This is a genomic window from Paraburkholderia bryophila, from assembly GCF_003269035.1.
Classification (GTDB): Bacteria; Pseudomonadota; Gammaproteobacteria; order Burkholderiales; family Burkholderiaceae; genus Paraburkholderia; species Paraburkholderia bryophila.
Genome location: NZ_QLTK01000003.1, coordinates 238,448 through 251,246, shown reverse-complemented (window position 1 = coordinate 251,246; position 12,799 = coordinate 238,448). Strand labels below are relative to the sequence as shown.

Here is a 12,799-nt window from a genome sequence, read left to right as displayed (position 1 = left end):
ATGCGCCTGACCGGGCGCGAGTGCCGATTGTTTTTTACTTTTACCAATATTGAAGGCGAGCTATGAGCCAACCACGCAAAGCGATCATTACCGGCGTTTCCGGACAGGACGGCGCCTATCTGACCAAGCTGCTGCTCGACAAGGGCTACCACGTGACCGGCACTTACCGGCGCACCAGCTCGGTCAACTTCTGGCGCATTCGCGAGCTGGGCGTGCTCGATCATCCGAATCTGCGTCTGGTCGAGCACGATCTGACCGATCTGGGTTCGACGCTGCGCCTGCTCGAAGGTGCGCAGGCCGACGAGCTGTATAACCTCGCGGCGCAAAGCTTCGTGGGCGTGTCGTTCGATCAGCCGGTGACGACTGCCGAAGTGACCGGCATTGGCGCGCTGAATCTGCTGGAAGGCATCCGCATTCTGAATCCGAAGACCCGTTTCTATCAGGCGTCGACGTCGGAAATGTTCGGCCTCGTGCAAGCCGTGCCGCAACGCGAGGACACGCCGTTTTATCCGCGTAGCCCGTATGGCGTCGCCAAGCTGTTCGCGCACTGGTCGACCATCAATTATCGCGAGTCGTACGGTCTGTTCGCGAGCAGCGGGATCCTGTTCAATCACGAATCGCCGTTGCGGGGCCGCGAATTCGTCACGCGCAAGATCACCGACACCGTCGCCAAGATCAAGCTCGGCAAGCAGGACACGCTGGAGCTCGGCAACCTGAGCGCGAAGCGCGACTGGGGCTTCGCGCTCGAATACGTGGAAGGCATGTGGCGCATGCTGCAGGCCGAGCAGCCGGATACCTTCGTGCTCGCCACCGGCCGTACCGAGACGGTTCGCGACTTCGTGCGGATGGCCTTCGCCGCGGCGGGTTATCAGTTGGAATGGTCGGGCAAGGAAGAGCGCGAAACCGGTATCGACGTCGCCACCGGCAAGACGCTCGTGCGCGTGAATCCTAAGTTCTATCGTCCGGCCGAAGTGGACCTGCTGATCGGCTGCGCCGACAAGGCCCGCGACACGCTCGGCTGGCAGCCGGAAACGACGCTGGAACAGTTGTGCCACATGATGGTGCATGCGGACCTGACGCGTAACGAACAGCACGAAACGTTCTGATCGTTAAGGATCGGGAAACGGCGCGGGCTCACGGCGAAAGCGGTGAGCCCGGTGATTCGCGGCGGCGTTCGCTTTGAACGCCCCGCCGCCCCTCACTCCCTCAATGTATCCCGCCCGCCGCGATCGCCTCGGCATACACCGCGGCGACCCGTTTCGCGATCACCGAGTTATCGAAGTTCTCCCGCGCATAACGTCGGCAGGCATCGGCATCCGGCAGCTTCAACGTACCGTTCAGCGCGCCGGCCAGGCCTGCAGCGATCGCCTTCGCGCCCGTCTCCGGCAGCACCAGATCCGGCGACAACCCCGCCACCGCCTCCGGTAAGCCGCCCACCGGCGTCACCAGCACGGGCGTACCCGAGGCCAGCGACTCGACCGTGATCAGCCCGAAGCCCTCCAGCGCCACGGTCGGCACCACGCTGATATTCGCCGCGCGGTACAACGCCGCCAGATGCTGATCGGGCACGAAGCCCAACAGCTTGACGTTATCTTCCAACCCGGCCGCGCCGATCCGCGCCTGCAGTTCGCTTTCGAGCCGCCCCTTGCCCGCTATCAGCAGCAGCACGTCAGGCGCGCTCTGCCTGAGCAGCTGGATCGCGTCGATCAGGTCTTCGAGACCCATGCGCCGCACCAGCCGCCGCACCGCCAGCACGATCGGCCGGTCTTGCGGCAATTGCAGTTTCAGACGCGCTTCGGCGGGCGTGATCGGCAGGTTGAACTGTTCGACGTCGACGCAACCCGGCACCACGCGCACGCGCTCCGGCGCGATGCCGTAGCGCGACGTGAGGATCTTGCCGAACGCCTCGGACAACACGATCAAGCGCGACGAACGCGCATACACCGACTGTTCCAGATAGCGTTTGGCGCGCTGGCCGAGCGAGTCGGCGCCTTCGACGTGACTCTCGTCGGCCCACGGTCCCTGAAAATGCGAGACCTGCGGAATCCCGCGCGTCACGTCGAGCCCCGGAAAGGTGTACAGCGCGAAGTGCGACGAAATCACGTCGGGCCGCGACCGGCGGATTTCCTCGCGCAACGCGCGGCGCGCCGCCATCAGCCGCAACGGCAGCGACTGCGCGGCGGAGCCGAAACCGTTGATCGCGCCGCCCGTGTCCGCGGCGACTTTCGACGAGCCGGCGACCACGCCGCGCACCGCCACGCCCGCGCCTGGCAGCGCGCCGACCAGCGAGTAATACATGCGGTCGAGGCCGCCCGCGCGCTCGGGAAACCAGTGCATCCCGATCTGCAGCGATTTGATTGAACTCGTCGTCATGGTTGATGCCCCTGTGCGTTCCGTGAGTTGTGATGGTCGAACGACGCTGTCTGTCCCGCCAGCGTGTTCAGCGTCAGCGCGTCGGTCTTGGCGATCGCCGCCGCTTCCGCCTCGCTGCGCCGGCGATTCTGCTGCTGCCCCGCGAGTTGCCGGTACAGCGCGATGTACTGCTCGGCCATGCGCGCCCAGCCGAAGCCGGTGGCGAGTTCGTTGGCGGCGACGCCCATCGCGCGGCGCGCGTCGTGATGCTCGGCGAGGCGCGCGACCGCGCGCGCCAACGCCGTGGAGTCGTCCGGATCGTCGAGCACGATCCCGCATTCCGGCGTGATGATTTCGGCGCCGCCCGCAGTGCGTGCCGTGACCACCGGCAGACCCGCCGCCATCGCCTCGAGCAGCGACAGGCTCATTGCTTCATAGCGCGACGGAAACACGAACGCGTCGACCGAATGCATCAGCATCGGCATCTCTTTCACCAGCCCGAGAAAATGCACGCGATGCGCAATGCCCAGCGCTTTCGCCTCGTCGGGATACGGGCTGCCCGGCAGGAAACCGGCCACCGCGATCTGCACGTAGTCGGGCAGATGCCTGAGCGCGGCGAGCACGGTGCCGAGGTTCTTGCGCGGCGTGCGCAGATCGCCGACGAACAGCAGCAGGAACGCATCTTTCGGCAAACCGAACTTGTCGCGGTCGCCGGTCGCGGCCGCGAAGCCCCGGGTGTCCACGCCGTTATAGATCACCTCGACCCGGTTGTCGGGCGTCAGGCCGATCGCGCGGATTTCGTCGGCGACTTTCCGCGACACCGCGGTGATCACTTTCGAGCGCCGGTACGCCCAGCGTTCGAGCAGCGCGTTGCAGCGCGTGTAGACCGACTGATACGCGGACCACACGCCCTTGGTCAGCCCGAACGGGTAGTACTTGCTGCCGAACCAGCCGCTATGCACGAAGTGCGAGGTATTGACGTCGGCGGGCATCCACGTGATGAAGCCGTTCACGTGCAGCACGTCGTATTCGCGGCGATGCGCGCGCAGCCACAGCGTGCTCTTGAGCGCGAACACCTGCTGGCGCAGCAGGTTGGTGGGCCACCAGCGGCCCACCTTGATCTGCGCCCAGCGAACGTTCGGATGCGCGAGCAGATCCGGCGCGACGTGCGAGGCCACCAGCGTGACGCCGATGTTCTCGTCGAGCGCGGCGCGCGCGATCTCGTGGTTGACGCGCCCCTGGCCGTCGTTATGGCGCACGACGTGGGTGACAATGGCGACTCTCAATGGGTGCCTCCGTGAAAAAGTAGCGTGCGTCTGCGGTTGATCTTGTCGTAGTGCACCGCGGAAAGAATCGAGAAAACACTCATGAACAGCAGCAATCCGCCCGTGCCGACCAGCGAATTGGTGAACACCAGCATCGCGAAGGTCGCGAGACTCAGGCTCAGACAGGCCGAGACGAACTTGTCGTTGCGCAGCTTGAACGACGCCAGCACCGCGCGCACCAGCAGCCAGACGATGCCGGACATGTAAAGCAGCGTGCCGGGCCAGCCGAGCACGAACGGAATATTCATCACGCCGCTGTCGAAGTTGCCGTACTGACCGAGCTGGCCGCCGTCGTTCGAGAGCTTGGTCGAGGTGCCGGTCGCGCCCATCCCTTCGCCGGAGACGTCGGTGAACGCGGTTTTCGCAAAGGTCGCGTAGAACTCGTTACGCGCGGCGTAGCTCTGGTCGTCGTTCAGATTGACGATGGTGGTGAGGCGCGCCTGCATCCGCTCGGCGACCGGGCCGACCGCCAGCAGCGGCACGCACAGACCCGCCAGCAACACCGCGCTCGCGACGATGCGCACCCGCACCTTGTTGTTCGACTTGACCAGTTGCACCAGCAGCGCGATCACCCAGCCGCCCCACGTGGAGCGCACGAGGCTCAGCGCGAAGGCGAAGAAGCCGAGCGCCGCGGCGATCCAGCGCACGCGATGCGAGGCCGCCATCACGTACACCATCGCACCCATCATCGCGAAGGCGAACGGGCCCGACGAATTCATCGTGCTGAACACGCGCACGCCCATCGGCACCGGGTCGCCCTGCGAGTTCATCTGCGAGCCGAGCATCCACAGTGCGTCCCACGGCGGCATGATGAAAAACTGCACGAGGCCGTAGCCGCCCATCGCCAGCATGCCCCAGATGAACGTGTTGACGATGGTGTCGCGGTACTGCGGATACTGACGCGTATGCGCCATGATGTGAAAGCCGATCAGGATCGGATAGAGCCAGTTCGCGAGGTCGTAGATGGCCGCCAGCGGCCCGCTCGACATCACGCCGACCATGAACGCGTAGCTCAGGCCGAGCAGGATCAGCAGCACCGGCAGGCCGCGCCGTTGCGCGAGCAGCCGGTAGTAACGCAGCAGGGAGAGCGCGCTGATCATGGTCACCGCGAGCGGCGCGACCTGGATCAGGCTGGTGGGCGTGAACGCGCCTTTGGACCAGTCGGCGAGACGCCGCACTTCCGGGCTCAGAAACCACAGCCACCACATGAAGCCGATGTAGCGCGCCGGACTCTTGAAGTAGAGCCACAGGCCGGTGAGGATCGCCAGCACCGGGAACGCGAGCGTCAGCACCGTGCCCTGATGCGCGACGATCAGTACCGCCGTGATCAGCCACAGCAAGGCGGGCGGTCCCCATTCCTGCGCCCCGCCGGACCTGCTACGCCCCGCGCGGTTCGCGCCGGACGGGGCGGTTTGCGTGATGGTCGACATCGCTCAGAGACCTCCGCGTGATTCGCGCGCGGCGGGACGCGAGCTCGGCGCCCTCGCCTGCGGCTGCGTGCGAGCGGCGCGGGCGCGCAGCATCTCCTGCGTGATCCGCACGTGCTGCATGGCGTAGTGCTGGGTGGTCAGATCGCGCGCCAGCAAACCGGCCGCCGCCGCTTGCGCCTGACGCAACGCCTCCAGCGGCGTCGCGGCGAGCTGGTCGACCGCCTCGCGCAGCGCTTGCGGATTGAACGGCGGAATATAGAACGCCTCGCCGGCCGGGAAATAATCCTGCAACGCGCCGACGTTGGTGACCACCATCGGCTTGCCGACGGCCGCCGCTTCGAGCATCACCGTGATGCCCGAGGCGTGCGAGTTCGGCCGCAACGGCACCACGATCAGATCGGCCCAGTCGTACAGTTCATGCTGTTTTTTGATGCCCGAGAACAATGCGATCTCGACATTCGGCGCGCGCAGCGAGGCAGGAATCCGCCGCCGCGTCGCGAGCTTGACGGTGTAGCGCGGATCGTTGCCGAACGCCTTGATCAGCGTTTCCCAATCGCGGTCGCGATCGTTGCCGATGGCGGCAATGCGGATCGGCGCATGCGGCAGCCATTCGGTCGGCGCCTTGACGGGAAAGTCCTGCGTGTTCAGCCCGTACAGCAGCGGCGTGGCGTCGCGATCGAAATAGCGCTGGCACAGCGCGGCGTTTTCAGTGGCGAGCGTGGTCAGTTGATCGGCGCGGCTCAGCAGCTTGCGATACAGCCAGCTACGCAAAATTCCGTACGAAGGCCATTTATCGAGCAGCCAGACGCTTTGCGCGAGCAGCAAGGGGGATGCCCCGGCGCCGGCCTTGCGGCCGCTCAGCAGCAGCATCAGCGCGGCGGAGAGCCATTCCTGCTCGGTATGCGTCCAGATCACGTCGGCACGCAGCATCTCGGCGCGGTTGCGCCACGTATGGATGAAATCGAACCCCAGCGCCGCCTTCAGCGCGCGCCGCAAGAGCCGCACCGGTTTGCTCTCGGGCGCGTCCTGCGAATAGCTCAGCGCGAAGCCGTCGGACTGCGCGTGGTGATAACCGTACAGGCAGCCGATGTTGTCGCCCGGCCGGTAAAAGCGCGGGTCGGCGCCGTAAAACAGATGAACGTGAACATTGGTGCTCATGCGGCGACTCCGCTTTGCGCCCGGCGCGCCTCGTGCGCGCCGCCGCGCACCGCGCGCCAGCGTGCCAGCTTCAGCCCCGCCTGTTTCGACAACAGCGCGAGCGCCGCATGCGTGAGTCCCGGATAGGCTCGCGTGCCGACCAGCGTCCACCACCACCACGCGGTTTCGCGGCGCAGCGGCGGCAACTGGTCGCGCAGAATCAGATGAAAGTTGAACGCGGCATTGCGCAACGCCGCCATGGTTTGCGCGTTGCGTCCGTCTTCGTCGAAACGTTCGGCGGGGAAATGGTCGACCGCGACGCGCGGGTCGTACACCAGCTTCCAGCCGGCGCGCTTCACCGCGAGGCTGAAGCCCATGTCGTTGTGCGCTTGCGCACCCGCGCCGCGCAGGCGCGCGTCGAAGCGGATGGTGCGTACCGCGTCGCGGCGGTAGCTCATGTTGGCGCCCTTCAGAATATCCACTTCGCGCGCGCCGCCGGCGCCAAGGTGATGATTGCCGATGATCTTGCCGGACGCCGTGACCTTGCCCACGAGCTGCCGCTCGCCATCCAGCACGCGGCCTCGTTCGTGCACCCAGTCGCGCCCGCCGAGCGCGCCGAGGCGCGCATCGCTTTCGAACGCGGCGGCGATCCGCGCGACCCAGTCGACGTGCGGCGCGGCATCGTCGTCGGTGATCGCGATCACGTCGCCGCTGGCCGCGTCGAGCCCGCGGTTCAGCGCCGCGACCTGGCCGGGCGCCTCGACCAGCGCCACCGACAGCGGCAGCGCGCCCGGCACCGCCGGGTCGCGCAGACAGGTGTGGGTCGCGGCGTCGTCGGCGCGTGCCACCACGACCACCTGGTCGGGCGCGCGCGATTGCCGTTGCAGTGCCGCGAGGCAGCGCGCCAGATCGGCCGGGCGGCGATAAGTCGGAACCAGTACCGTCACTTTCATCGTGATGTCCTTTTGTATCGTCAAACGCGTCGCCGCGTTCAGGCGCTCAGGTATTCCTGCACCGCCGCGTAGCCACGGTCGTAGCCGCCGCGCGAGCGCGGCATGCCGTTGAAAATGCCGCCCTGCACGTGCACGCCGGCCGCGCGCAGACGCTTGAGCGCGTCCTGGATCTCGCCTTCGCTGTGCACGCCCGAGCGCATCACGAAGAAGGTCGAGCCCGCATACGCGCCGATGATCGACGCATCGGTCACCGCCAGCACCGGCGGCGTGTCGATCAGGATCACGTCGTAGCGTTTGGCGAGCCCGTCGAGGTATTGCGGCAGCCGCGGCGACATCAGCAGTTCCGACGGATTCGGCGGACGGCGCCCGCACGAGATGAAGCTCAGGTTTTCGACGTTCGAACTGCGGATCGCTTCTTCCAGCGAGATCTGGCCGCTCAGCAGTTCAGACAAACCGTTGTCCTGCACGCCGCCCAGATAACGTTCGAGCGCGCCGCGCCGCATGTCGCCGTCGATCATCAGCACGCGCTTGCCCGAGTGCGCGAGCAGCACCGCGAGATTCACCGTCAGGAAGCTCTTGCCGACGCCCGCCATCGGGCCGGTCAGCATGACGATGCGATTGCGCGCGTCCATCATGGTGAACTGCATGGAGGTGCGCAGGCTGCGCAGACTTTCGACCGTGACGTCCTTGGGCCGCGCATTCGCCAGCACCGAACGCAGCCGTTCGCCACCGCGCTCGAACGCGCTTTCGAGCACCGCCTGCTCGGCGCTCAGCGGCACGAGGCCGAACACCGGCAGATGGAACGCACGCTCGATGTGATCCGGATCGTCGATCCCCTTGAACATATTGCGGCGCAGGAACACGAAGCCGGTGCCCGCAATCAGGCCGAGAATCACGGCCGCCGACAGGATCAGCACCTTCTTCGGCTTGACCGGCGCGCCGGGGCGCAGCGCGGCGTCGACGATATGCACGTTGCCGCCCGTGCCCGCTTTCTGCACCGACAACTCCTGCACGCGGTTCAGCAGCAGCACGTAGATGTCTTCCGCCACTTTCGCGTCGCGCTGCAACTGCACGGCCTTCACTTCGGTGGCCGGCAGATCGCGGAAACGGTCCGCGTATTTGGCGCGCTGCGCTTCGAGTTCGGCCATCTGTTGACGCGCGGCCACCAGCATCGGATGGTCGTCGCCGTAACGCTCGGTGAGCTGCGCCATCTGCAGACGCAAACCGGCGATCTGCTGCTCGTACTGCACGCTGCCCTCGAGGTACACCTTGGCCTCGTCGCTCGCGTTGATCGAGCCGGACTGGCGCTGATACGCGGTCAAGGCGGCTTCCGCGCGTTCCAGATCGGCCTTGAGCCGCGGCTCCTCGCTTTGCAGGAAGTCGAGCATCTTGATCGCGTCGGCCTGCTTGTTCGACACGTGCTGACGCACATACGACTGCGCCAGCGCGTTGGCGACCAGCGCCGCGTGTTCCGGGCTCTTGTCTTCCAGCGAGATCTGGATCACGCCGGTCTGCTTGCCCTGCTCCTGCACGGTGATCGCCGACTGGAACGCAGTGATCGCGTCGAGGTCGTTGGCGCGCACCACGGTGAACTGCTCGCCCGGACGCGCGACCAGCCTGTTGACCCGCATCGTCACGCCGCCGCCCTGGGCCTCTTGACCGACCTGGCCGCGCAGCAGCAAGGCGCCGTTCTCGGCGAACAGCTCATAGTGCTGATCGTCGACCACCTTCAGCGCGAGCTTCTGGCCTTCGAGCGCGGGCACCACGTCGATCGAATCGACGTCGGCGATATCGCCGCCCCATCCGTACGACGACAGGCCGAGCCATGGTCTCGCCAGTTGACCCGGCGCGGCCAGCTTGGCCGAAATGCTGCCGAGCAGCGGAATCGTCTTCGGCGTGACGCTGAAGTTCAGTTTCAGGTCCTGCACGACCGGGCCGACCACGCCGCGGCTCTTGATGATTTCGATTTCGGCGTCGGTCGGCAGCGAGGTGGAACCGGTGGTGATCGCCGCGCCCGTTTGCGTCTGGGTGAGCGCCTGCGACGTGTTGTCGGATTGCTCGACGCGCACGTGCGCGTCGGCCGAATAGATCGGCTTGGCGAGCAGGCAGTAGGCGCCGGCAATCGCGACGATCACCGCGGCGATCGCGATCAGCCACCAGATGTCGTCGAGGATCACCTGGATCAGTTGCCCGAGGACGACGTCCTCTTCTTCGGTCCTGACCGGACCGCCCATGTGTGGAGAGAGTTGATTGCTCACGATTCGCTTCCCGTATCGGTTACATCCGCGTTTGCTTCGGTCCCGCGTCACCCCGCTGCACGGCGGCGCGACGCGGGCCTGGCGACGGCGTTTAGCGCGTCAGTTGTTTCAGGTAGAACAAGGTCTGCACGCTCGGCAGGACCTGCTGCAACACACGGTTGAAGGTGGTCGAAGCGGCGGTACCCACATACACGACGTCCAGCGGCTGCAACTGGAATTGCGAGGACAGCATGATCGAGTCCGGCTGCGTCATATCGAGGCGGTAGACCTCCGGTGTGGTCGGATGGTCTTTCATGCCGCGCATCACGTAGATCTGACGCGGATTGGCGTCCGTGTCGAGAATCCCGCCGCCTTGCGTGAGCGCGTCGGCGATCGTCATGCGGCCGCGAATGATCGGCAGCTGGATCGGCGTCTTCACTTCGCCCATCACGAAGATGCGGCTGTCGGTACGGTCCGGCACGTTGATCACGTCGCCGTTCTGCAGCATCACGTTCTGCGTGGTGTCGCCTTGATCGAGCATGCGATCGGCGTCGAGCACATAGAGTTTGTGGTTGCGCGTGAGGCGCACGCGCTGGATATCGGCGTCCGGATTCGTGCCGCCCGAGCGCGTGATGGCGTCGACCAGCGTGAGCGGCACGTCGCTGACCGCGAGCGGGCCTGGCGTCTTCACTTCGCCGGTCACCTGCACCTTCTGGCCGCGATACGACAGCACGCGCACGTCGACCTGCGGATTACGGATATAGCGCACGAGGCCGCTGCTCAACTGGTCGCGCAACTCGCCGACGGTCTTGCCCGCGGCGCGAATCCGGCCGACGAAGGGGAAAAAGATCGTGCCGTCGGCGGCGATGGTCTGGCCGTACGGATCGGCCTGGCCGGGCAGCGCGGCCGTGTACGGCTGCTGCAACGCGCCGCCGACCGACTGCGTGGTGTTGCCGCCCGCCGATAGCGTGCTGCCCTGCGGCGTGGTCAACTCCGGGTGATCCCACACGGTAATGCCGAGAATGTCTTGCGGCGAGAGCCGGTACACGTACTGCGACGGATCGCTGATGGTCGAGGTGGGCAGCACCTGGGTCTTCGCGGCGGCTTGTTGCGCCTGCTCGGCCACGAGTTGCGAATCGATCAGATGCACCGGATAGGTTTCGGCGGGCTGCGACTGATGCTGGCCGTCGTCTTTCAGACGCGACGTGTCGAGATAATTGCCCGGTGCGGTGGCGCAGGCCGACAGAAAGGACGTCAGCAAAAGCGAGGCGGCGAGTTTCGATCTGAAGTTCGCCGCTGAATGCGGTGTGAATTTTTTCATCAGCATATTTTTTTCAGCCATCCCATGACCAGATGTTCGATGAGCACGAGACTCTCCCTATAAGCGGTTTCCGCGCAGCCGTGCGGGTCGGCGACGTCGGAGTCGGCTTCCCACTTGCCGAGCGGATAGACCTTGCCGCGCGCGGCCGGATCGAGCGCTTCGACCGCGCCGACCTGGGCGCGCTCGGTGACCAGCACGAGGTCCGCCGAGCGCACCAGGGTGCGGTTCAGACGCCGCGAGTAATGGATCCCGGAGGCCACCCCCTGCTCGGCGAGCAGGCGGCGCACGACCGGGTCCATGCCGTGGCCGTCCATCGCGCGCAGGCCCGCCGAATGAAACGCGATCGGCGCCGAGGACGGCCGCGACGCCGCGCGCTGCCGGGACTTGAACAGCATCTCGGCGGCCGGCGAACGGCACACGTTGGCGTGGCAGACGATCAGTACATTGGCGAACATGGCTGGCTCCTTGAGGCGCGAGGTGATTCGGTGGGGCTGCTTGGCGGGCGGTTGCGTGGCGCAGGCGGACCGCTTGGGACCTGACTGCAACCTGACTGCGACCCGACTGCGGCCCGTTTGCGCGGCTAAGCGACGGCGCGGCGGCCGGACCCGGTCACGTCTGCCGGCGTGAGCGGCAAGCCGTTCACGCCAACCTTGGCCGGCGCATTGCGCAGCGCGTGCTGACGGCCGATCGCGTGATACTCGATCCCGAGTTCGAGCAGCGCGTCCGGTTCGTACAGATTGCGGCCGTCGAAAATCAGCGGCGTCTTGAGGATCTGTTTCAGCGAATCGAAGTCCGGGCTCTTGAAAACCTTCCATTCGGTGAGGATCACCAGCGCGTCGGCGCCGTGGGCCGCGTCCATCTCTTCCTTCACGAATTCAAGGCGCGCGTGCTGCTGCGGCACGTCCTTCAGGTCGAGCGCGAACACGCGCTTCGATTCGTCGATCGCGACCGGGTCATAGGCTTTCACGCGCGCGCCGCGACGCAGCAGTTCGGCGATCAGCGGCCGGCTCGGCGCTTCGCGCATGTCGTCGGTATTCGGCTTGAACGCGAGGCCCCAGACGCCGAATGTGCGGTCCGACAGGTCTTCGCCCAGACGCGCGACGATCTTGTGCGCCAGCACCTGCTTCTGCGTGTCGTTGACGGCTTCCACCGCTTCGAGAATGCGCAGATTGGCCTTGTGGTCGGCGGCGATGCGGATCAGCGCCTGCACGTCTTTCGGGAAGCAGGAACCGCCGTAGCCGCAACCGGCGTACAGGAAGTCGTAACCGATGCGCGGATCGGAGCCGATGCCACGGCGCACCGCTTCGATATCCGCGCCGACGCGGTCGGCCAGATTGGCCAGTTCGTTCATATACGAAATACGCGTGGCGAGCATCGCGTTGGCCGCGTACTTGGTGAATTCGGCCGAGCGCACGTCCATGTACAGCGTGCGTTCGCGATTGCGGTTGAACGGCGCGTAGAGGCGCTTCATCAGCTCGCGGGCCTTTTCGCCCGGCACGTCCTCGTCGCAGCCGAGCACGATGCGGTCGGGCCGCGTGAAGTCGTCCACGGCCGCGCCTTCCTTCAGGAACTCCGGGTTCGAGACCACCGAGTACATGTGATTGAGGCTGCGCGCGGCCAGTTCGGCGCCGATCACGTCGCGCACGCGCGAAGCCGTGCCGACCGGCACCGTCGATTTGTCGACAATCACCTTGAAGCCCGTCATATGGCGGCCGATGTTGCGCGCGGCGGCCAGCACGTATTGCAGGTCGGCGGAGCCGTCTTCGTCCGACGGCGTGCCCACCGCGATGAACTGGATGTCGCCGTGCGCGACCGCCGCTTCGACGTTGGTCGAGAACGTCAGGCGGCCGGCCTTGCGATTGCGCGCGATGATCTCCTGCAGACCCGGTTCATGGATCGGCACGCCGCCGCTGTTGAGCACGTCGATCTTGCGCTGATCGACGTCGAGACAGAACACGTCGTGGCCGATGTCGGCCAGACATGCGCCCGTCACGAGGCCTACGTAGCCGCTACCGATGATCGTCAGGTTCATGTATTACACCTC

The 12,799-nt window shown here is 66.0% G+C and carries 10 protein-coding genes; 1 reads left to right on the top strand and 9 read right to left on the bottom strand.

All coding sequences use genetic code 11. The features are described from left to right. Nucleotides 1-62 precede the first annotated feature (62 nt). Complete coding sequence (gene gmd / locus BX591_RS07980) at nucleotides 63-1,106, top strand: GDP-mannose 4,6-dehydratase (protein ID WP_111930116.1); 1,044 nt, start codon at nucleotides 63-65, stop codon at nucleotides 1,104-1,106. Between the two features lie 100 nt (nucleotides 1,107-1,206). Here gmd and BX591_RS07975 read toward each other — a convergent pair whose 3' ends face one another. From BX591_RS07975 to BX591_RS07935, 9 genes are all read right to left on the bottom strand, one after another. Continuing rightward, the gene (locus tag BX591_RS07975) at nucleotides 1,207-2,373 is read right to left on the bottom strand and encodes a glycosyltransferase family 4 protein (protein ID WP_111930115.1); all 1,167 of its coding nucleotides are present in this window, start codon (nucleotides 2,371-2,373) and stop codon (nucleotides 1,207-1,209) included. Next, nucleotides 2,370-3,638, bottom strand: coding sequence for a glycosyltransferase family 4 protein (locus tag BX591_RS07970; RefSeq protein WP_111930114.1), 1,269 nt, complete (start codon nucleotides 3,636-3,638; stop codon nucleotides 2,370-2,372). Before BX591_RS07970 ends, BX591_RS07975 begins: the two co-directional genes overlap by 4 nt. After that, the gene (locus BX591_RS07965) at nucleotides 3,635-5,107 is read right to left on the bottom strand and encodes a glucose-6-phosphate isomerase (protein WP_111930113.1); all 1,473 of its coding nucleotides are present in this window, start codon (nucleotides 5,105-5,107) and stop codon (nucleotides 3,635-3,637) included. Before BX591_RS07965 ends, BX591_RS07970 begins: the two co-directional genes overlap by 4 nt. A 3-nt stretch (nucleotides 5,108-5,110) precedes the next feature. Continuing rightward, a complete protein-coding gene (locus BX591_RS07960; protein ID WP_111930112.1) occupies nucleotides 5,111-6,265 on the bottom strand; it encodes a glycosyltransferase in 1,155 nt (384 codons plus the stop codon). After that, entirely contained in the window at nucleotides 6,262-7,197 is a 936-nt protein-coding gene (locus tag BX591_RS07955; RefSeq protein WP_111930111.1) for a glycosyltransferase family 2 protein, read from the bottom strand. Before BX591_RS07955 ends, BX591_RS07960 begins: the two co-directional genes overlap by 4 nt. Nucleotides 7,198-7,235: 38 nt before the next feature. After that, complete coding sequence (locus BX591_RS07950) at nucleotides 7,236-9,431, bottom strand: polysaccharide biosynthesis tyrosine autokinase (RefSeq protein WP_111930110.1); 2,196 nt, start codon at nucleotides 9,429-9,431, stop codon at nucleotides 7,236-7,238. A 115-nt stretch (nucleotides 9,432-9,546) separates the two neighbouring features. After that, nucleotides 9,547-10,761 (bottom strand): polysaccharide biosynthesis/export family protein, encoded by a 1,215-nt coding sequence (locus tag BX591_RS07945; RefSeq protein ID WP_111930109.1) that lies wholly within the window; start codon nucleotides 10,759-10,761, stop codon nucleotides 9,547-9,549. Then, the gene (locus tag BX591_RS07940; RefSeq protein WP_111930108.1) at nucleotides 10,755-11,210 is read right to left on the bottom strand and encodes an arsenate reductase/protein-tyrosine-phosphatase family protein; all 456 of its coding nucleotides are present in this window, start codon (nucleotides 11,208-11,210) and stop codon (nucleotides 10,755-10,757) included. Before BX591_RS07940 ends, BX591_RS07945 begins: the two co-directional genes overlap by 7 nt. A 125-nt stretch (nucleotides 11,211-11,335) precedes the next feature. After that, nucleotides 11,336-12,787, bottom strand: a complete 1,452-nt coding sequence (locus BX591_RS07935) for a UDP-glucose dehydrogenase family protein (RefSeq protein WP_111930107.1) — start codon at nucleotides 12,785-12,787, stop codon at nucleotides 11,336-11,338. Nucleotides 12,788-12,799 lie beyond the last annotated feature (12 nt).